19 protein-coding genes are annotated in these 22,510 nt (G+C 28.5%); 18 read left to right on the top strand and 1 reads right to left on the bottom strand.

Features of this window, described 5'->3' with window-relative positions; all coding sequences use genetic code 4:
• From T390_RS0102400 to pyk, 5 genes are all read left to right on the top strand, one after another.
• Complete coding sequence (locus T390_RS0102400) at positions 1-1,191, top strand: acetate/propionate family kinase (RefSeq protein ID WP_027334915.1); 1,191 nt, start codon at positions 1-3, stop codon at positions 1,189-1,191.
• Between the two features lie 4 nt (positions 1,192-1,195).
• Positions 1,196-1,636, top strand: coding sequence for a pantetheine-phosphate adenylyltransferase (gene coaD, locus T390_RS0102395; protein WP_027334914.1), 441 nt, complete (start codon positions 1,196-1,198; stop codon positions 1,634-1,636).
• Positions 1,621-2,202: a ribosome biogenesis GTP-binding protein YihA/YsxC gene (gene yihA / locus T390_RS0102390; RefSeq protein ID WP_027334913.1), complete on the top strand. Its 582-nt coding sequence runs from the start codon at positions 1,621-1,623 to the stop codon at positions 2,200-2,202. Before coaD ends, yihA begins: the two co-directional genes overlap by 16 nt.
• 34 nt (positions 2,203-2,236) lie before the next feature.
• Entirely contained in the window at positions 2,237-3,742 is a 1,506-nt protein-coding gene (locus T390_RS0102385) for an MAG1430 family protein (protein ID WP_027334912.1), read from the top strand.
• A 158-nt stretch (positions 3,743-3,900) separates the two neighbouring features.
• Positions 3,901-5,334, top strand: a complete 1,434-nt coding sequence (gene pyk / locus T390_RS0102380) for a pyruvate kinase (protein ID WP_027334911.1) — start codon at positions 3,901-3,903, stop codon at positions 5,332-5,334.
• A gap of 89 nt (positions 5,335-5,423) precedes the next feature.
• Here the strand turns inward: pyk and ptsP are convergent, their stop codons facing one another.
• Complete coding sequence (gene ptsP, locus T390_RS0102375) at positions 5,424-7,139, bottom strand: phosphoenolpyruvate--protein phosphotransferase (protein ID WP_027334910.1); 1,716 nt, start codon at positions 7,137-7,139, stop codon at positions 5,424-5,426.
• Between the two features lie 189 nt (positions 7,140-7,328).
• On the opposite strand from ptsP, the gene dnaK reads away from it, so the two are divergent.
• The 13 genes from dnaK (at position 7,329) to T390_RS0102310 (ending at position 22,308) form a co-directional block, all read left to right on the top strand.
• Positions 7,329-9,110 carry a molecular chaperone DnaK gene (gene dnaK / locus T390_RS0102370; RefSeq protein ID WP_027334909.1) on the top strand — a complete coding sequence of 594 codons (1,782 nt, stop codon included), beginning with the start codon at positions 7,329-7,331 and terminating at the stop codon, positions 9,108-9,110.
• A 103-nt stretch (positions 9,111-9,213) separates the two neighbouring features.
• A complete protein-coding gene (locus T390_RS0102365; protein WP_027334908.1) occupies positions 9,214-10,425 on the top strand; it encodes an AAA family ATPase in 1,212 nt (403 codons plus the stop codon).
• Between the two features lies 1 nt (position 10,426).
• Positions 10,427-11,392: a phenylalanine--tRNA ligase subunit alpha gene (gene pheS, locus T390_RS0102360; RefSeq protein ID WP_036436124.1), complete on the top strand. Its 966-nt coding sequence runs from the start codon at positions 10,427-10,429 to the stop codon at positions 11,390-11,392.
• The gene (locus T390_RS0102355) at positions 11,382-12,053 is read left to right on the top strand and encodes a uracil-DNA glycosylase (RefSeq protein ID WP_027334906.1); all 672 of its coding nucleotides are present in this window, start codon (positions 11,382-11,384) and stop codon (positions 12,051-12,053) included. The genes pheS and T390_RS0102355 overlap by 11 nt, the downstream gene beginning before the upstream one ends.
• 1 nt (position 12,054) lies before the next feature.
• Positions 12,055-14,235 carry a phenylalanine--tRNA ligase subunit beta gene (locus T390_RS0102350; protein ID WP_027334905.1) on the top strand — a complete coding sequence of 727 codons (2,181 nt, stop codon included), beginning with the start codon at positions 12,055-12,057 and terminating at the stop codon, positions 14,233-14,235.
• Between the two features lie 9 nt (positions 14,236-14,244).
• A complete protein-coding gene (glyA, locus tag T390_RS0102345; RefSeq protein ID WP_027334904.1) occupies positions 14,245-15,510 on the top strand; it encodes a serine hydroxymethyltransferase in 1,266 nt (421 codons plus the stop codon).
• 8 nt (positions 15,511-15,518) lie between these two features.
• Positions 15,519-16,493 carry a prolyl aminopeptidase gene (pip, locus tag T390_RS0102340; RefSeq protein WP_036436122.1) on the top strand — a complete coding sequence of 325 codons (975 nt, stop codon included), beginning with the start codon at positions 15,519-15,521 and terminating at the stop codon, positions 16,491-16,493.
• A 2-nt stretch (positions 16,494-16,495) separates the two neighbouring features.
• Positions 16,496-17,644, top strand: coding sequence for an aminotransferase class V-fold PLP-dependent enzyme (locus tag T390_RS0102335; RefSeq protein ID WP_027334902.1), 1,149 nt, complete (start codon positions 16,496-16,498; stop codon positions 17,642-17,644).
• Positions 17,634-18,062 (top strand): iron-sulfur cluster assembly scaffold protein, encoded by a 429-nt coding sequence (locus tag T390_RS0102330; RefSeq protein WP_156930748.1) that lies wholly within the window; start codon positions 17,634-17,636, stop codon positions 18,060-18,062. The genes T390_RS0102335 and T390_RS0102330 overlap by 11 nt, the downstream gene beginning before the upstream one ends.
• The gene (locus T390_RS0102325; RefSeq protein ID WP_027334900.1) at positions 18,052-19,299 is read left to right on the top strand and encodes a Y-family DNA polymerase; all 1,248 of its coding nucleotides are present in this window, start codon (positions 18,052-18,054) and stop codon (positions 19,297-19,299) included. Before T390_RS0102330 ends, T390_RS0102325 begins: the two co-directional genes overlap by 11 nt.
• The gene (locus tag T390_RS0102320) at positions 19,299-20,393 is read left to right on the top strand and encodes a nicotinate-nucleotide adenylyltransferase (protein WP_027334899.1); all 1,095 of its coding nucleotides are present in this window, start codon (positions 19,299-19,301) and stop codon (positions 20,391-20,393) included. The genes T390_RS0102325 and T390_RS0102320 overlap by 1 nt, the downstream gene beginning before the upstream one ends.
• A gap of 2 nt (positions 20,394-20,395) precedes the next feature.
• Positions 20,396-21,133 (top strand): pseudouridine synthase, encoded by a 738-nt coding sequence (locus tag T390_RS0102315; RefSeq protein WP_027334898.1) that lies wholly within the window; start codon positions 20,396-20,398, stop codon positions 21,131-21,133.
• A gap of 2 nt (positions 21,134-21,135) precedes the next feature.
• A complete protein-coding gene (locus T390_RS0102310; protein WP_027334897.1) occupies positions 21,136-22,308 on the top strand; it encodes an MAG0770 family lipoprotein in 1,173 nt (390 codons plus the stop codon).
• Positions 22,309-22,510: the final 202 nt, after the last annotated feature.

The following is a 22,510-nucleotide window of genomic DNA, read 5'->3' as shown; positions in this document are numbered from 1 at the left end:
ATGAATTCAAAAGTTTTAGTTATTAATGCGGGTAGTAGTTCAATTAAACTTCAACTACTTGATAAAGAAAAATTAAATGTAATTGCAAGTGGTTTAGCCGAAAGAATTACTCTTGAAGGCAATGGAATTATTACAATTAAATTTAATGGTGATAAAAGTGTAAGAGAAGTTCCACTTCCAGATCATAAAATTGCAGTAGAGCATGTTTTAGAAATGCTTGAAGAACTTAAAATTATTGAAAATCCTAAAGAAATTCAATTAATTGGTTTTAGAGTAGTTCACGGCGGTCCATATTTTACAAAAACTGTTAAATTAACAAATCATGAGATTGATTTAATAGAAAAAGCCAAAATTTATGCTCCTTTGCACAATCCAGGTGCAGTGCAAGCTATGAGAGCATTCCAAAAAGTTATGCCTGAAGCCAAAATGTCTGTTGACTTTGATACAGCATTCCACACCACAATTCCTGATGTGAATGCAATTTATCCAATACCGCTACAAATCAGCAATAAATACAAAATTAGAAGATATGGAGCACACGGAATAAGCCATGAATTTATTACATTAAAGGTTCAAGAATTATTAAACAAAGAGAAAGTTAATGTTTTAAGTTTACATATTGGCAACGGTGCTTCTTTATGCGCGGTTAAGGAAAATAAATCATTTGATACATCTATGGGTCTTACACCTTTAGCTGGTATTATGATGGGTTCTCGTTCGGGCGATATTGATCCCTCAATTCACGAATTCGTTATGAATCAAACTGGTATGGATATCCATGAATGAACCAATACATTGAATAAACAATCTGGTATGCTTGGGGTTTCTGAAATTTCAAGTGATTTAAGAGATATAACAGCAGCTATTGAATCTGGTGATAAAAAGGCTAAATTTGCATTTGATTTATACTGCCAAAGAATAGTTGATTATTCAGCTTCATACGCAAATAAATTAGGAAAAGTTGATGCTATTGTATTTACAGCCGGCGTTGGTGAAAATACCCCAACTTTGAGAGAACAAGTAATTGACAATTTACATTTTGCTAAAATCGCTATAAATAAGGAATTAAACAATAAACCATTCGGAGACTATATTGAACTTTCAACTCCTGAATCTGAAGTTAAAGTGTTCGTAATTAGAACAAACGAAGAACTAATGATTGCAAAACACGCAATTGAACTATATAAATAATAATATGAGTAAAAAAGTAGCTTTATATCCTGGTTCATTTGATCCTTTTCATTTGGGACATTTATCGGTTTTGAAAAAAGCCTTAAGAATTTTTGATGAAATACATGTAGTTGTTTCAATTAATCCAGATAAAGAAAACCTAGATAATATTGATGAAAGATATCTAAATGTCAAAAATGAATTAAAAAACTTCAAAAATGTGTTTGTATCTATAAATAAGGATGATTTGACAGCAAACATTGCCAAAAAAAACGGTGCAAATTTTATTATTAGATCTGCTAGAAACGATATTGATTACAATTATGAATTACAGTTAGCGGCTGGTAATAATTTGTTAAATCCAGAACTCGAAACAGTTTTAATCGTTCCTGATTATGACAAAATAGAATACTCTTCTACTTTAGTAAGACATATGGAGAAATTAAAAAAATGTGAAAATTCGTAAAATCAGTTTTAGAAAAATCTTCATGACTTAATGAAAAAACAAATATTCAAGTATGTTTCTGAGGGCGTTCTAACGTTGGCAAAAGTTCATTACTTAATGCATTAATTGGGCAAAATATATCATACGTTTCTAAACGTCCCGGCAGAACACAATTAATTAACTACTTTAACGAAGATAATAACTATATTGTGGATTTTCCTGGATATGGCTATGCTCAATTGTCTAAAGACAAAATTGAGCATATGAATAAATGTATTAAAGATTTTTTAAAATATGAACCAAATAATAAAGTTATTTTTTTACTAATTGATTCCAGAGCTGGTATAACAAAGCTTGACTTGGAAACTATTGAATTTTTAAAAACCTTAAATTGAGACTTTCACGTTGTTTACACTAAAATAGACAAGTTGAACCAAAAGGAAAAATCACAATTAATAAAAAAACACAATCAATATTTAAGCGATAATCTTTTTAAAGAAAACACGGAAGCCTTCTTGGTTTCTAGTGAGAAAAAAATTAACATTGATGAATTAATTGAATTTATTGGCACAATTTTTTACCAATAACTCTGTTTTATTGGATTAAAAATAAGGAGTAAATATGAAAACAAAATCAAAAATTATTTTACTTGGTGGAGTTGCTGTTGTAGCAGCAAGTGTTCCTGTTGCTTTGTTTGTTCTCAATAAAAAATATGAAGATAACAAGAATAATGTTATTTTACAGGCAAAATCGCTAAAATTTGATGTTAGCCCCTATGCTAAAGAAGATATTCAAACTAATTCATCTATGAAAAACGACGAATTAGTTGTTGAAGATGCACCAAAATTTGAAATTAAAAATCATTTTGCAAGTGAATTTGCTTACGCTTCATACTATGTTAATTATTCTGATAACCAAACTAAAGAACCTGCCTTAGTTGATAATAGTTCATATTGAAATTCAATTGTGAAAAAGAACGCTCACGAAATTACTAATAAATTTACTCTAATTAATTTTAAAGAAGGAATTTCACTTGAGAATTTTCAAAATGATTACATCTTTTATTATCACTCATTTGCAAATGATTTTACTGGGGAGTTAGTTCTTAGAGTTTACTTTGAAAAGAAAACAGATACAGTCTCATCGCCCGCTACAACCTCAACCGAAATTTCTAAACGTAAACCTACTTGACAATTTGTTGATTATTCTATAAAAGGCTTCAAAACTATAAATAAGGATAATCCGTCAGAATTAGCTAATGAATTTATCAAGTTTTATAATCCCGGTATGCATAAATTTGAACTAAGATCATCAATTAGAAATCTTTATTTAAAAGGTGATTATAATGTGCAGGGTGGATATAATTCAATTGATAATTTATTAAGTGATTCTTATCAACAATTAACAAATAAAATTCCAACCAAAAAGCCTGTTTCACAGGAAGAAATAGAAAAAGCTCATTCAGCTTTTAATAGTGTTTTCTATATTTCAAAAACTGTTAACACATTAGATAAGCACGCTCCAAAATTCACGATAGATCAAGAAATGCCAATCTGAATTGAAAAAGTTGATGGTGCAGACAAGTTAAAACTTCACTTCTACGTAAAAACATATATTTCTGAAGCTGTTTTATCTAATGAAAAAGATTTAAACTCATCATACGAATTAAAAATTCCTACAGAACAAATTTATGAATATGACTTCTATTACTATAAATTTAAAAAACTAGGTGAATTAGTAAGTATGGGGCCACTTCCTGGTGTTGACTTATCAAATGTTTTAATTAGTTCATTACAGTTTAACTCATACGGTTCTTCAACTGATTCTCACCACGTTAATACTTCAAATGGTTATTTCAATAATTTAAACATTTTCTTTAAAAATGATGTAGCAATTTCTGAAGCTCCTTATAATTTAAAACTTTCATATTACGTGATTAAAGATGCTAATGATTCAATTTTTACTAACACAGGAATTTCTAAAGAAAATGCTGAATTTGGAACTCCAATCATTGATAAAAATGAAACAGAAGGCAAAATTAAAGTTGCATTTCAAATTGGATTAAAAAACTCAAATACTGCTCCATATATTGGAATTGTCGAACTTTCAGGCTTTAAAATAAAATAATTTAATTGTCTCATCCAATGATGAGGCTTTTTTATGGAAACAATACCATTTATGACATATCTTAATTAAATTTATTTATGTAAGCAATTATTTTTTTATTTAAAATAATGATAGTAATACATTAAATGTATAAAAATAATTAAAAATATGGAGGATATATGAATTTAACAGACAAAAGAAGTAAATTAGTTGTTACAATTGGCCCTTCAAGTGATAACTACAACACTCTTCGTGCACTTGTTGAAGGCGGTGCAACATGTGTTCGTGCTAACTTTAGTCACGGCTCACACGAAGAACACTTAAATAAATTTTTATTAGCTAAGAAAGTTTCAGAAGATATGCACTTGCCAGTATCATTAATGCTTGATACAAAAGGTCCAGAAATTCGTTTAGGTGCTATGAAAGATGGTGCTCAAGTAATTCCAGCAAATCACGAAATTAAAATTTACACAACTGAAAAAGAATATAAAGAATTTGAAGGTACAGCAGACGAAGTTACAGTTTCATACGATATGTCAAAAGATTTAAAAGAAGGAAACGTAATTTTATTTGATGATGGTAAATTAACATCAATCGTTACAAAAGTTGGAAAAGGATTTGTTGTAGCAAAAACATTAAACGCTCACAAACTTAAAACAAACAAAAGAATTAACTTGCCTGGCGTTGATTTCTCATTACCATTTTTAAGCCAAAAAGATATTGACGATGTTAAATTTGGTATTAAAGTTGGTGTTCACTACATCGCTGCATCATTCGTAAATAGTGCCCAAAACGTAAACGATTTAAGACAACTTTTAGACGAAAATGGTGGCAAAAATATTAAAATTATTTCAAAAATTGAAAGCCACTTAGGGATTAAAAATATAGATGAAATTATCCAAGCTTCTGATGGTATTATGGTAGCTCGTGGTGACTTAGGTTTAGAAATTCCTTATTATGATGTTCCTTATTTTGAAAAAGTAATGATCAGAAAATGTCGTGAAGCTGGTAAACCAATTATTGTTGCCACACAAATGCTTGACTCAATGGAAAATAACCCACACCCAACACGTGCTGAAGTTACAGACGTTTACTATGCTACCGAATTAGGTGCTGACGCTACAATGTTATCTGGCGAAAGTGCTTCAGGTTCATACCCTGTTGAATCTGTTTTAACGATGACAAACATCAACAAACGTGCTGAAATGGAATTCTATGACAAAACATACTACGACATTCAACTAGAAGAAATAAGAAGAAAATCAAACCCAGCACAAAACAAACGTGCAAGAATTGCTTATGAAGTAGCAAACAGAACTCGTTTTGGAGACTACAAATTCGCTGTTGTTCTTTCAAGAACTGGTAAATTACTTGAAGAAGTTGCTAAATTCCGTCCAAATACAATTATCGTTGGTATTGTTAACGATGAAAGTTTAATTGGTGAATTTGGTGTTACATCAAGTGTTTGGGTATCATTAGATTCTAAAAAATACTTTGACTTAATTAAACAAGACAAAAAAGTTGCTCTTGAAACATTAGCTCCATATGGAATTAAAGAAGGCGATAGAATTTTAGTTGTTGAAAACGAAAGCATGACAGAAATGAAATTCTAATTCAAACAATAATTTAGATATCACGAAAGTGATATCTTTTTATATAAAAAACTAGAGCATGCTCTAGTAATTTTTGATGTATTAATCTATTAAATAGGCAGATTATGTAAAAGTAAGTCTTTTATTTCGTTTTCGTCTTCTAATTTCAAAGCTTTCAAAGCGATATCTGCAAGTTCACTTGTATTTAGTTTGCTTATTAACTCTCTAATTTTTAGAATACAATTATTATTCATTGAAAATTGTTTCATTCCTAAACCAATTAAAATTGGAATTAATTCTCTATTTCCTGCAATTTCACCGCATATACTTATTGGAATATTATTCTTATTTGCCCCTTTAATCGCTTCTTTGAACATCTTTAAAACAGCAGGATTCAGCGATTGATATAAATAGTTAACACTTTCATTATCTCTGTCGGCAGCCATAGTATATTGAATTAAGTCATTAGAACCAATAGACATAAAATCAGTGTATTTTCCTAAATTATGTGAATTTAAGGCAGCCGCTGGCGTTTCAATCATTATTCCAAGCTTAATATTATTAATATCGGCAATTTTACTATTATCTAAAAACACTGTTTTGTAGCATTCTTTGAAAATTTCTCTAAGTTTAATTATCTCACTTACACATGAAATCATTGGAAACATTATTGATATTGAACCAAATTCAGACGCTCTTATTAATGCTCTTAGTTGAGTTTTTAAAATACTTATATATTGTTCACTTAAAAGTAATCTAGTACCACGTAAACCTAAAAAAGGATTAAATTCAACTGGAAGGTTTAGATACTTAATAACTTTATCTCCTCCAATATCCAGCGTTCTAAAAATTGTTTTTCTTCCGTTTGACAATTGAACTACTTTTTTATAAATTTCTAGTTGTGATTGTTCATTTGGAAGTATGTTAGAATTCATAAAAATAAATTCAGTTCTGAATAACCCAATTCCTTCCGAACCTGTTTTATAGGCTAATTCAGCTTCACTAACATTACTAATATTTGAATATAAATTAAATTCATAGCCATCATTTGAAATTGTTGGTTTATTTATAAACTTACTTAAATTATTCAAGTAAGATTTGTACTCGCTTTTTAAGTGTTCATAATTTTCAATATCTACATCGCTTGGATGAACTATCACATCACCTTTAGAACCATCAATTATTAAAAGATCTCCAGTTTTAATTTCGTTGAATAAATTATTGCATCCTACAACACTTGGAATTCCTAAACTTCTAGCTAAAATTGAACTATGTGAAGTAGTTCCGCCTCTTACGCAAACAAAACCTTTAATAAATTTAGAATTCATTTTTATTGTCTGCGAAGGAGTTATATCTGATGCAACTATAATAACGTTATGGTCAATTTTACTTAAGTCAATTCTCTCTTGTTTTTTATTAAAAACCTTAATATAGGAGTTTAAAACATCCAGAATATCGGTTGATCTTTCTTTTAAATAATGATCATCTAATTTTGAAAGTGAGCCAGCCTGCTTTTTATAATAATTTAGAGTAGCATAAAAAGCTGATGTGTTATTATCTTCTATTGATTTTATTATTTCCGCCTGTGAAATAGGGTCTTTAGCGATTTGCAAATGACTTTGAAAAATTGCTTTTGATTCATTGTTATCTACTGAATCTATAATATTTTGAATTAATTCACAGACTTTTTTAGTTGCTTTTTTAAATAATTTAACTTCATATTCAACTGACTTAACTTGTGATTTAGACTTTTCATCTAAATTTTCAATTACAAAAGCTTTAGCAATTGAAATGCCTCTTGAAGAACCTATACCTTTTATCAACATTTGGCTCCTTATATAGATTTATATTTATTATTATATATATTATTTATCCATTTATATTGGTAAAAATTAGACGCAAAACTTAATCCAAAAATATTTAAAAAAATTTAGCACTTTTATTATGAGACTGCTAAAACTGTGCTAAAATAATAATTATAAATAAGCAAAAATCTACGAATAAAGGAGATTAATATGTCAAAAGAAATTATATTAGGTATAGACTTAGGTACAACAAACTCAGTAGTTTCAATCGTCGATAATGGAACTCCAGTTGTCCTTGAAAATTTAAACGGTAAAAGAACAACCCCTAGTGTTGTAAGTTTTAAAGATGGTGAAATTATCGTAGGCGATAATGCAAAAAACCAAATTGAAACAAACCCAGATACAGTAGCATCTATTAAAAGATTAATGGGTTCTACAAAAACAGTTCACGTTAATGGCAGAGATTATAAACCGGAAGAAATTTCAGCTATTATTCTTGAACACCTTAAAAAATATGCAGAAGAAAAAATTGGTCATAAAGTAACAAAAGCTGTAATTACAGTACCAGCATACTTTGATAATGCACAACGTGAAGCAACCAAAATTGCCGGTAAAATAGCTGGTTTAGATGTTTTACGTATTATTAATGAACCTACAGCAGCTGCTTTAGCGTTTGGAATTGACAAGGTTAAAAAAGAGCAAAAAGTATTAGTATTTGACCTTGGTGGTGGTACATTTGACGTTTCAATTCTTGAATTAGCAGATGGAACATTTGAAGTATTATCAACAGCAGGTGACAACAAACTTGGTGGTGATGATTGGGATAATGAAATTGTTAAATGATTAGTTGAAAAAATCAAAAAAGAAAACAATATTGATATTACAACAAATAAAATGGCGATGGCTCGTTTAAAAGCTGCTGCTGAAAAAGCTAAAATTGATTTATCAAACTCAATGACAGCTACAATTATGCTTCCATTCTTAGTTTTAGTTAACGGCAATGAGCCAATTAACGTTGAAGCTACACTAAAAAGAAGTGAATTTGAAGCAATGACAGCTCATTTAGTTGACCGTTGTAAACAACCAATTGAAAGAGCTTTATCAGACGCTAAATTAAAACCAGCAGACTTAGATGAAGTTTTACTTGTTGGTGGTTCAACACGTATTCCAGCAGTTCAAGAATTAGTTGAAAAAGTTTTAGGCAAAAAACCAAACCGTTCAGTTAACCCTGATGAAGTTGTTGCAATGGGTGCTGCAATCCAAGGTGCTGTTTTAGCTGGCGATATTGATGATATTTTATTAGTTGATGTTACACCTTTAACATTAGGAATTGAAACAGCTGGTGGAATTAGTACACCATTAATCCCAAGAAACACAAGAATTCCTATTACTAAGAGCGAAGTGTTTACTACTTTTGAAGATAACCAAACAGACGTTACAATTAGAATCGTACAAGGTGAAAGACCATTAGCATCAGAAAACAAAATTTTAGGTCAATTCAATTTAGGTGGAATTAATCCAGCTCCTAGAGGTGTTCCTCAAATCGAAGTTAGCTTTAAAATAGATGCAAACGGAATTACAACAGTTTCAGCAAAAGATAAAAATACAAATAAAGAACAAAGTATTACTATCCAAAATTCAACTAAATTAAGTGACGAAGAAATTCAAAGAATGGTTAAAGAAGCTGAAGAAAACCGTGAAGCTGATGAAAAACGTAAAGAAGAAATTACAGTTATTGTTAATGCAGAATCTTTAGTTTCAAAAATGGAAAAACAACTTAAAGAAGAAGGTGACAAATTAAGCCAAGAACAAAAAGAACCAGTTGAAAAATACCTTGAAGAATTAAAGAAAATGATAGCAGATAAAAACATTGAAGGTCTTAAGACTAAGACGGAAGAAATGCAAAAAGCATTTGATATTCTTCAACAAGCACAACAAAATAAAAATAATGAATCAAACAACAACGAAGGCGACACAGAAACATTCCAATAATATAAATTAGTATAAGTTTCACTTATACTTTTTTATTTTTTATTATTTTTGGGAATTTTTAATTTTTATATAAATATAATGCTTTTTGCATTAAAATTAAGTAGTGAAAAATTTAGCTAATGAATTGAGACCAAAAACATTAAATGATATTATTGGCCAAACTAATACGATAAATTTACTTAAGAATGTCGCAAAGAACAAAATCTTAAGTAGTTTTATCTTTTTTGGTGAAGCTGGTACCGGTAAAACATCTACTGCTAATGCTCTAGCTAATGATTTAGGTTTAAAACACGATACTTTTAATGCCAGTGTTGGAACTAAAAATGAGCTTATAAAATTATTGCAAGAAAATGAAGTTGTCATCATTGACGAAATTCACAGGTTAAACGTAGATAAACAAGATATTTTGCTTTCATATCTTGAATATGATAAAGTAATTATTTATGCTACAACTACCGAAAACCCTTATTTTAGAGTTAATCCGGCTTTAAGAAGTAGAATGCAAATATTACAATTTAATAAGCTTACTGAAGAAGAATTATATTCAGGTATTCAAAAAAATCTTAAGAAGTATTTTCCAAAACTAATTTTAAATATCGATACCTTAAAGCAGTTTGTAAAGATTTCAAATGGTGATTATAGATCTTGTTTAAACAATTTACAAATGCTTGCATTAGTAAAAGAAGAGGGTGAAATTTCTTTGGAAGATATTAAGAAGATTTTGCCAAACATGACATTTTATAGTGATTTTAATTCAAGTGCACATTATAATAATTTATCTGCCTTTCATAAATCTTTAAGAGGTTCTGATGTTGATGCAGCTTTATATTATGGGGCTTTAATTCTAAAAACGGGTGATTTCCAAGGTCTTTTTAGAAGACTTTTATGTTGTTCATATGAAGATGTTGGATTAGCAGATCCAACATTACCACAAAAAGTTCATACAGCTTTTAAAGATGTAGAACAGTTAGGTTTCCCAGAAGCTAATTTACCCATTTATTATGCGATTATTATGGTTGCATTAGCTCGTAAGAGCAATTCAGTTTATAAAGCGATAACTAAAACAGAAGACTTTTTAAATAATGGAAACGTATATGAAGTTCCTAAACATTTAAGAGATAGTCATTATAAATCTGCAAGTAAACTAGGTTATGGTATTGATTATAAATATCCTCATGATTTTGCTAAAGCGGTTGTAAAACAGATTTATTTGCCTAACAAAATAAAAAATGAAAGATTCTTTGAACTATCAGATAACGATGTATTAAAGATATCTACATACTATGAAGAAATTCAAAAAATAAAAGGAGAATAAGATGGAAAAATTTGATATTTGCTGAGATGATATTAAAACATTTGAGGAATTTAAACAAGCAAAAAGTAAAGTTTACTCTAAAGATAGTGAATTTGCTCAATTACAGCAAAAAATTAGAACAGCTTCGCCAGAAGAAAGAAAAGCAATTGGCACTAGAATGACAGAACTAAAAAACTATGTTGAGGCTAAGCTTACTGAAGTTGAAAAAAGGCTTGAAAAAGAAAAAATAGACAGAATTTTAAATTCGGAATTTTTAGATGTAACCAAGCCCGTAAATGCTAAAGGTTCATTACACCCAATTACTTTAGTAGAACAAAGATTGAGAGAATGATTTACCCAAAATGGTTATTATGAAAGTAAAGGCGGAGAAATTGTTGATGATGAATATAACTTTACAAGGTTAAATATTCCTGAAACTCACCCAGCAAGAGCTATGCACGATTCATTATATTTAAATCCAACAGTTTTACTTAGAACTCATAATACAGGTATAACAGCTGTTGAATTAGAAAAAAATGCTAATAAAACAATGAATAATTTTGCAATTGGTAAAGTATATAGAAATGATGAAGATGATGCAACACACTCTCACCAATTTACTCAATTAGACTTTGTTAGTGTAGGTAAAGTAAGTTTCCCTAATTTGATTTGAACTTTAAAATCACTTTTATCTTATGTTTTTGAAGAAGAATTAGAGTTAAGATTAAGACCAAGCTATTTCCCTTTTACTGAACCAAGTGTAGAAGTAGATATCTATTATAAAGATAGATGAATTGAAGTTCTTGGGGCTGGTATGTTACATCCAAATGTTATGAAAATGGCAGGATATGATACTAAAAAATTTAACGGTTTTGCTGCTGGGATAGGTATTGAACGTATAACAATGATTAAATATGGCATCAAGGACATTAGAGAACTATATAGAAATGATTTAAGAACACTTAGACAATTTGCTGATGAAAAATAAATTTCAAGATTTTATACTTAACGAAAGCAAAAAGAGCTATTTTATAGAGTTGAATGAAAAAATTGAAGCACAAAGAAAACACAAAAATGTTTATCCCTGCGAAGAGAATATTTTCAGATGTTTTAATTATTTTGAACCAGAAGAAACTAAAGTTGTAATTATTGGACAAGATCCTTATTATTTACCAAATCAAGCTGATGGATTAGCTTTTAGCACTTATGATTCGAAATGTCCCAAAAGTTTGCAAAATATCTTCAAAGAACTTAAAAAAGATTATCCAAATATTGAACTTGAAACTTTTCAATTAGAACATTGAGCTAAACAAAAAATTTTGCTTTTAAATGCCACACTTACAGTTAATGAAAATGAACCTAATAGCCACAAAAATTTTGGTTGAAGCATTTTTATAAATAATGTACTAAATTATCTAGCCTCAATAAATGATAAATTTATATTTGTTTTATGAGGCAAAGATGCCTATAAAACAGTTGAAAAAGTAATTTCACAAAATAAAATAAGTGATGATAGAATTTTAAAAACTTCTCATCCATCACCTTTAGGATACTCAAAAACTAATAAAAGTTTTAAGGATTCACACATTTTTAAAAGAATCAATGAAAAATTTAATAACTCTATAGACTTTAGTTTAAGAAAGGAATAAAATGTTAATTTCACTAAAAGAATTAAATAAATTAATGCCTAGTAAAACTCTTGATCTTTCTATTGAAAAAGATATTAATAATTTAGGCTATGAAGTAGAATCAATTTCAAAATTTTCTAATGTTTCTGGAATCAAATTCGCAAAAATTATTGATGTAAAAAGAAATCCAAATAGTAAAACCTTACATGTAGTTACATTAGAAACTGCGGAAGGGATAAAAGTAATCCAAACAACTGCCCAAAATGCTGAAAAAGACTATTTTACAGTTATTTTTGCTGTTAACTCAAAAATCGGAGATATTACAATAACGAACAAAGAAATGGGTGGAATAGTTTCTGAAGGGATGATGGCAGGATATTATGAACTAGGATATAAATCAGAAAATCTCCCTTTTGACCCAGATGGTATTATTTTGCTAGATGATAAAAAAATAACATTAGATATGGATCCTATGGATTATCTAGGTTTAAATGATTATATTTTAGATATTACAACAAGTGCAAATAGACCAGATGCTAACTCTTACTTTATTTTAGCTAAAGAATTAGCTGCATATTATGGAGTTGATTTTAAATGGCCAACTTATAAAAATCTTATAAACAATAATTCTTTTAAATCCAAATTCAAAGCTTCTAAAAATGAGGCGAAAGAACTTTCATTTTTAGAATGTAATTTAAAAAATAAAAAGACTTCATTGCAAGATATTTTATTCTTAGCCAAGCATAATGTTGTAGCTAAAGGAATTTATTCAATTGATATTACAAATCTTGTCTTAATTATGACTGGTGCCCCTGCACACGCATATGATTCTGGAAAAATTAAAGGAAAAATTACTTGTGAAAATTTTAGTGGTAATGTAGAAATTTTAGGTGGCAAAACTGTTGAAGTTAATAATGTTTTAGCTATTAAAGATGCTGAAAAAGTAATCTCTTTAGCATCAGTTATGGGTTGTGAAAATAGCTGTGTAACAGATAAAACAGACAAAATTTTGTTTGAACTTGGTGTATTTAATTCACTAAAAGTTAGACATGCTTCAAAAGAAATCAAATTAGATTCTGCTTCATCAATTCAAGGTGGTAAAGGTATTAATTCATTCATGTGCTATAACGGAATGCTTTATCTTAAAAATAAATTAATCCAAGATAAACAATTGACAAGTCAAATTATTAATTTACCTAAAATTAAAAAAGGTACTGCAGTATTACAAAATAGAAGAAAATTAGCTGTATACGCAAACTGTGAATTAAAAGATTTAAAAATCTTTAAAGATGTTGAAGCAACTTTACAAAAATTAGGCTTTGTTTTTAGCAAAAACAGAATTGTTGCACCTACATATAGAACAGATATAGAAAATTATGAAGATATTATTGAAGAATACTTCAGATTTTATGGATATTCTAATTTCAAACAAATAATGCCTTTCTTAGAACCTTTCAAAATTAATCACGTAGGTAATGGCAAAAATTGACTTAGAGCAATAGGCTATTCAGAAATTAGAACATTTACATTAGTAAGCAAAGAATTAAATAAGTTAAATCCATTCAATTTTGATAAATCGGTTGAGCTTCAAACATTTGTGTCAAAAGAGCGTGAAGTTGTTAGAAATTCAATTATTACATCTATGCTAGAATCGGCTGATTATAATATTAAAAGAAAAATGACAAATATTAATTTCTTTGAAATGGGTATGATAAACTACAATAATTTTGTTTATGGTTTAGTTTCTAATGTTAAAACATTTGATCAAATGAAACTCGATATCTGTAATTTCTTAAATACACTAGAACTTGAGTTTGTTCCTTTTAAAGATAATGAATTGATTCATCCAAATGTTTCGGCTAAAATTTTATTTAAAGGCAATTTTATAGGTTGATTAGGAAAAGTTCACCCGTTAATTTCGCAGGCTGATTTATGAGTAGCTGAGTTTATGAATATTGAAGAACATAAAAATATTCAATTTAATTCATATGATTCTAATCCACTTAAATCAGTTGATATTACATTTAAAATACTTAAACAAGAAGCTATTCAATCAAAAATAGATGAGATTAAGTATATTTCAGAATGTTTTGAAATTATACAAATTGACAACTATGAAAATGGTGAATACAGAAATGTAACGTTAAGAATTGTTGGCACGGATAATCAAATTCAAAAAATTAATAATCACTTCAATAATTAAGGAGTAGATATGTATAAAAAAATTAAATTAGAAGACATAGAAATCCAAAACGCAATTAACTCAGAAGTTAAAAGGCAAAATACTCATATAGAATTAATCGCATCAGAAAACTATGTTAGTGAAGATGTTTTAAAAGCTACAGGTAGTATTCTTACAAACAAATATGGTGAAGGATACCCAAGTAAAAGATACTATGGTGGCTGTGAAAATGTTAATATAGTTGAAAATTTAGCTATTAATAGACTCAAGGAACTTTTTGGTGTTAAATTTGCTAATGTGCAGCCCTATTCTGGATCAGTTGCAAATGCTGCTGCATTAGCAGCTGTTGCTAAACCGGGCGATAAAATTATGGGGTTAAGTTTATCTTCAGGGGGGCACTTAACACACGGTTTTAAGGTAAGTTTTAGTGGAATTTTTTACCAATCTGTTTCATATGATGTTGATGAAAATAGATATCTAGATTATGAAGCAATCAAGGAACTAGCCATTAAAGAAAAACCTGCAGTTATTATTTGTGGCTATTCAGCATATCCAAGAGAAATTGACTTTGCAAAATTTAGAGAAATTGCAGATGCTTCTGGTGCAAAATTAATGGCAGATATAGCTCATATTGCGGGTTTAATTGTCGGCGGAGTTCATCCTTCACCTGTAAAATATGCTGACATAATTACTTCCACAACACATAAAACTTTAAGAGGTGCTCGTGGTGGTGTTATTATGACAAATGATCCTGAAATTGCTAAAAAAGTTGACAGATGAGTCTTTCCTGGTTATCAAGGAGGCCCATTATTTCACGTTATCGCAGGAAAAGCAGTTGCCTTTAGAGAAGCATTAAAACCTGAATTTAAAAAGTATGCAAAAAATATTGTAAATAACTCAAAAGCCTTTGCAAAAGCCTTTTTAGATAAAGGTGTACATATTGTAACAGGTGGTACTGATAACCATTTATTTACTATTGATGTCCAAAAAACATATGGAATTACTGGACTAGAAGCTGAAACAATGTTAGGTAATTTTGATATTACTGTTAATAAAAACACAGTTCCATTTGATCCATTATCTCCTTCGGTAGCTTCTGGAATTAGAATTGGTGTTGCTGCTATGACATCAAGACAGTTTACAAAATGAGAAGAATTAGCAGATATTATTCACACAATTTTGCAAAATTACAATAAATTTTCAACTCAATATAGAGAATTCAAAGCTGAAAAAAATACACTTATTAAAAGAGTTAAATTACTTTCAAAAGAGTTTCCAATAATTACTAAATATTAGGAGTATCAATGGCTGAAAGATATTTAGATTTGCTTTATCCTGAAATAGAACCTTATGAATGTGGATATTTAAAAACTAGAGACGGATTACACGAAATATATTATGAAGTTTGTGGGAATACAAATGGAGAACCTATTTTATATGTTCACGGTGGTCCAGGTGGCGGAACAAGCAAACCATGTAGACGTTATTTTGATCCATCATTCTATAAAATAGTTTTATTTGACCAAAGAGGATGTGGAAACAGTAAACCTTCAATGTCATTAGAAAATAATGAAACAATGTTTTTAGTTGAAGATATGGAAATGATTAGAAAACATTTAAACATTGAAAAGTGAAGTTTATTTGGTGGTTCTTGAGGTTCATCTTTATCGTTAATTTATGCAATAAACCATCCCGAAAAAGTTAATAATTTAATTCTTAGGGGTGTTTTTCTGGTTAGAAAACAAGATATAAACTGGTTATATCAATCTGGATCAAATTATTTTAATCCTATTGAGTTTGAAAGATACTATAAAACAGTTCCAAAAGGAAAAAGAAGAAATATGGTAGCCGCATACCATGAGCTAATGAATAACCCTGATCCTGATGTTAAACACAGGGCGTTAGTTGAATGAGCTAGATGAGAATCTATTAACGTTAAATTGAAAGATAATGAATTTAATGAAAATGAGGATTTAAAAGGTATTTACGAAATAGCATTAATTGAAAACCATTATTTCTATCATAATAGTTTTATAGAAGAAAACTACATTTTAAAAAATGTTAAAAAAATTCAAAATATTCCGACATATATTGTTCACGGTTCATACGATTTAATTTGTTGACCAATAGATGCATATTTATTACATAAAAAATTAAAAAAATCTGAATTATATTATATTCATGACGCTGGACATACACAAAGAGAGGTAGGGACTACAGAGCGTTTAGTTAAGATAACAGATCATATAAGAGATGTTTTAAAAGCTAAATCTGTTTAATTATGAAAAACATTAGAGAAGACTTCAATATATTAAAAAATATAACTTATTTAGATAGTGCAGCATTAGTGTTAAAACCCAATGCTGCTATTGAAGCATCTAATGATTTTTACTTAAATAACTCTATAAGCACAAGAACATCAGATAGCCCTATTGGTGTAAAAATTTCAAAAGTTGTTGATGATGTGAGAAGCAAAATAGCTTCATTAGTGGATGCTAACCCTTCAGAAGTAATATACACTTCAGGCACTACTGATTCTCTTAATAGAATTGCATCTATGCTAAAAGGTTTCTTGAAGCCTGGTGATGAAATTTTGTTGAGCCCTTATAACCATTCATCAAATTTTGCTCCTTGAGTTGAAATTGCGAATGAAACTGGAGCAAAAGTTGTTGTTGATGAAGATCTTATTAATGCTATAAATGAAAAAACCAAAATAGTAGCATACGCACAAATAAATAATAATTTTAATATTAAATTTGATGAAAAGCTCTATAAAACAGCCAAAAAATACAATACAATATTAATAAATGATGCTGCTCAAGCCATATCATTTGAAAAAGTTTCATTAAAAAATTGTGACGTGATTGCTTTTAGTGCTAATAAAATGTATGGGCCAACAGGCCTCGGGGCATTAATTATTAAAGAAGAATTATTGAATAAATTAACCCCTTCAATTTTTGGAGGTGGTGCTATAGCGAATATTGATAATAATAGTAATGTAATATTACAGTGTGGAATTAAAATGTTTGAGCCTGGAACTCTAAACCTTGCTGGTATTTATATGTTTAATGCTTCACTTGATTATATTGCTAAAAATATTCATTATAACGAAGTACAAAAATACTTATCTAATTTAAGCGAATATGCTTACAAAAAACTTTCAGAAGTTGAAAATATAACAATTTATTCAAATCAAACAGACCATATTATTTTGTTTAACATTGGACAGTATAATTCTCAGGATATCGCTCATTATTTAGGTCAAAACGATGTTTATGTTAGATCTGGAGTTTTTTGTGCACAATATTTAAAAAATATTAAACTTAATAGTTCATATGTAAGGGTTTCGTTAGCTCCATATAACAACAAAAGTGATATTGATAAATTAGTAGATTTACTTAAAAAAGGAGGTAGTTTCCTTGTCTTTTAGTAATAATGAAAAGCGTGATATTATAATGAGTCACTATTTGAATCCTGCTTTCAAAAAGGCAGAAATTACGAATAAAATAGTCAAATATGGAGAATCATGTGCAGATTATCTTGAATTTGAATTTACTGTTGAAAATAATAAAATAATGGATATTGCCTTCAATGGTTCTGGTTGTGCTTTTTTTATAGCTTCAACAGATATATTATGTTCATATTTAAAGGGTATGGATCTTTCTGAGTTTCCTAATTTTGTTTCAAAATACGGAAATTTGATAAATGGAAATATAATTGACGAACTTGAATTAAATAATTTAGGAGAGTTAGCTGTGTTTCAAAATGTTAAACAACATTACAACAGATTAAATTGTGTCTTAATGTTATTAAGACCATTAAAAGAAAAACTTTTAAATGAAAAATAATAAAATCATATTTCATATTGACTTTGATTCTTATTTTGCAAGTGCTCATAGGTCAATTAATCCAGCACTTAAAAATAAACCAATTGCAATAGCACACAATCATTCTGCTGCGATTTGTTCAAGTGTTTCCTATGAACTAAAGCGAAAAAAAGTTAAAGTAGGACAACCTAAATATATGGTTGAAAGAATAGAACCAAAAACCATTTTTATTGAACCTGATTTTAATTTATATATTTCGCTTTCTAATCAAGTTTTTGAGTATATTTCAAGAGTTTATACAAAAAATATTGAGGTTTATTCAATAGATGAATGCTGACTTGATGTTAGTAATTTAGTTGGTAATAAAAATCCGTTGCCACTTGCTTTTGAAATTCAGCAAGCTATCTTAGATTTTTTTAATTTGCCTGTTTCAATAGGGATTTCGCATACTAAGTGAATGGCAAAAATGGCTACAGATATTAATAAACCCTTTGGCCTAACTTATATAGATACATTTGAGGATGTAGTTAAATTTATTCATTCATTACCAGTTAAAGATTATTTTGGGATTGGTGAATCAACTAGTAAAAAGCTGCAAAAACTTAATATAAATAATGTTGGTGATTTAGCTTCTAAAAATCCAAATGATGTCGAGCTATACAAAATTTTTAGAGATAGAACATCTTCATATATTTTAGATGCTAATGGTGAAGGGAATGATAAATTAGATTATAAGCATAATGATTTAAAAGGTATTGGTAATGAAGTTACATTTGCGGGTTTAGAACTTGATACAAGAGCTGACATTTATCAGATTTTGAAAAATTTATCTTTTAAAGTTGCAAAAAGAGCTCAAAATAGGAATATGCTTGCTAAAACTGTTTCTATCGTGATAAGAAATACTAACGGAAATTGATTTTCAAAGCAAAATGTTTTGAATTATGCTACTAATGATGAAAACAAAATTTATGATTTTGCAGTTAACTTATTTGAAAAATCTTGAAATGAAAACCCTATTAAAGGTATTGGTGTTAGACTTAATAATTTAGAAAATGAATTTGACAGTTTTAAACAGCTCACAATTTTTGAAAACAGTGATGATACAAAAGAATGCAAAATAAATAATATAATTAAAGATGTAAATATTAAATTGAAACAAAAAGCGCTTAAAACAGGTTATCAATATTCAAGAGAAAAAGTTAGGAAAAATATACAAAGTAGATATATACAAGATGACCTTGTACGTAAAGGAGAATAATGAAAATAGGATTATTTGGAGGATCTTTTAACCCTGTGCATAATGGGCATATCAAAATTGCAGAATATGCCTATAAAACACTTGAATTAGACAAAATATTTTTTATACCTACTGCATCAAGTCCATTTAAAAAAGACAAGGTAGTAGCTTCAGCTGAACATAGAGTTAATATGTTAAATTTAGCCTTAGAAAAATTTAATGGTAATGCTGAAGTATCTATGTTTGAAATTAAAAGAGGCGGTGTTAGTTATACATATGAAACCATTAGATATTTCAAACAAAAATATCCAAATGATGAACTATTTTTCATTATGGGTTCTGATCTTGTTTCTAAATTTAATAAATGAGAATATGCTGATGAAATCAGTCAGAGTGCAAAATTTGTTGTATATAAAAGAAGTAAAAATTTCAACAAAATGAATGCTAAGAAATATAATATGTTGCTAATAAATAATCCAATTTTTGAAGAATCATCTACTGCAGTTAGAGAAGGTGTTTTACATTTTGCTTCTGAAAATGTAAATAAATATATAGGATGCAATTTCTTGTACGCTAAAGAAATTATTCATTCTGTTTTATCTGCCAAAAGAGCAAAACACTGTGTAGCTGCAGCTGAATTTGCGGCTGAATTAGCCAAAACAGTTAAATATAATGCGAGAGATGCTTATTATGCAGGATTATTTCACGATGTTTGCAAAGAATTATCAGAAGACGAATCACGTAGTTTCATAGTACAATTCGGTTTAAATGGTTATAATAAAAACATCTATCCAAAACATAAACTTCATCAAACTTGTGGTGCTTTATGAGTAAAACATATCTATATGAATAATAATGCTGAAATTTATAATTCAATTCTTGTTCATACAACTTTAAATAATGATCTTGGTATCTTAGATAAAATAGTTTTTATAGCTGATAAAATTTGCGACGGAAGAGCTTTTGAAGGAGTTCAAAAACTTAGAAAATTAGTAATGTCTGACTTTGATTTAGGTTTTAAAGAAGTAGTTAAAAGAGCTTATGAATACAATATAGAAAAAGGTGTTCAATTTGATGATGAACAACTGAAAATCTATAAGAAATGGATGAATTAATAATGGCAGAATTAATTAGAATTCAAAAATTATTAGCTCAAGCTGGTATTGCTTCTCGTCGCAGTGTTGAAACTATGATTGAAAAAGGTCTTGTAAAAATCAATAACAACATAGCTAAACTTGGTGATAAAGCAACCGTTAATGATGAAATAAAAGTAAATAATAAGATCATCAATTTAGATAAGCCAAATTTTGTGTATTACCTTTTAAACAAGCCTAAAAAAACAATTTCAACTGCTAAAGATCCTTTGAAAAGAACCACGGTAGTAGATCTAATTGATACTGATCAAAGAATAGTTCCTGTTGGAAGATTGGACTATAACACAACCGGAGTATTACTTTTAACAAATGATTTAGAGTTGGTTAATAAATTAACTCACCCAAAATATCAAATTCAAAGAACTTATAGGGTTAGAATCAATGAACCATTAACTTTGCCTGAATTCAAACAAATCAATAAAGGAATTATAGTTAACGGCAAAATGTCACATCAAATTGTTGATCAAGTTGATACTAAAAGTTATTTAGTGACATTACACGTTGGTTCATATCATCACGTTAAAGAACTTTTTAAAGCTTTAAATAAGGAAGTTCTAACGCTTAAAAGAATTAGTTATGCTAATCTTACTTCTGAAAAACTTCCAGAGGGAGCTTATAGACCTTTAACTTTAAAAGAGTTAAAAGATTTAAAATTAATAATTAAAAATAATGAAGAAAATTTAAAAACTGAAAACAAATAATTATGAATAAAAAACTTAGAATATTATCTGCTGTCTTAATATTATCTGCTACAGCTTTACCAGTACTATCTTCCTCTTGTAAATTAGGAAGTTTTTATAATACTCAAAAAGTTTTTGAAACAGAATATTCTAAAGAAATTCACGAAGCGTATAATAATTATAAAAACGCTTTTGATAATGTTATAAAGTTTGTGTCTAATTCTGAAAATTATCAAAAGTTTTACTTAAATAACTATAAAACAGTTAAAAACATCACAAATGCTTGAGACGAATTTATACATAAATACGGTGATTATTTGGATTTAAAGGAAAATAATGATTTTGTTTATTCAATTAAATTAGGTTTTAATGAAAACAACAATTTCACAGAGCTAAAAGTAAACGATTACAAGTTTTTTGATAATAAAATTATAAATATTCAAAATGAGCTTTCTAATGCAACAGATAATATCAATATTAGAACTCAGCTAACTTATATTAAAGCTTTGAATAATGAAATTAATTTAATAATTAGTGATTATGTTGAAGGTTTGCAAAATCCTAGTTCATCTATTTATGGCGAATTTAACGAAATTTTTAACCTGTATGTAGGATATCCATTATTTAATAATTCAAGCAATAAAAAAATTCTAAAAATTAATTTTATTAATGATATTAAAACAAAGTATTCTGAAATGTTGCAAGACTATAATAATAAATATTATGATTCAACAAAGATAGATATTGATTATGAAAATCTTAACCCCAAAAATATTGAGGGTCAAAATTATCATACGCATGCATTATATAACCTATGAAATGAATGAAATGCTTCTATTGCTCCGCAAATTCTGGAAGGAACTGATCAAATAAATTGAAAACCTAATAGAGTAAAAAAGGTTGCTGATTTTTTTGAAAAACTGTATAAAACAGCAAATTTTGTCAAGAAAACTTATGATTCCAATTTAGTTCTATTAGTTTTAGATAAAAAAAATAAAGTAGTTGACTCACTAGATCTTTTAGAAGTTTTTAGTGTTTTCAATAATTCTTTATTTGAAAACTTTGATACGTTTAAATTAAGAATTATTGTTAATTCAAATAATCCAAAAAAATTTGGTAATTTTTGAAAAAATGATTTAGATAAGCTTAATATACTTGCTAACAAAATTTTAAGGATAATTTCAGATTATGAATAAAAATAGCGATTTTAGTCGCTATTTTTTGATTGATTTAAGCTGTTGTTGCTACTGCTGAAGTAGAACTATTTGAATTTTCTGGAGAAGTTTGGGCACCATCTGTAGTTCCTTCAGATTGTTTAGGTTCTTCTTGATCTTTAGTTTCTACTGGTGTTGTAGTAGTTTCACCTGTTGTAGGTTGATCTGTTGTAGTTCCTTCAGC

Origin of the sequence: Mycoplasmopsis felifaucium ATCC 43428, assembly GCF_000687775.1 — a bacterium.
In the GTDB taxonomy this organism is placed as follows: Bacteria; Bacillota_I; Bacilli_A; order Mycoplasmatales; family Metamycoplasmataceae; genus Mycoplasmopsis; species Mycoplasmopsis felifaucium.
This window is presented reverse-complemented; position numbering and strand designations above follow the sequence as displayed.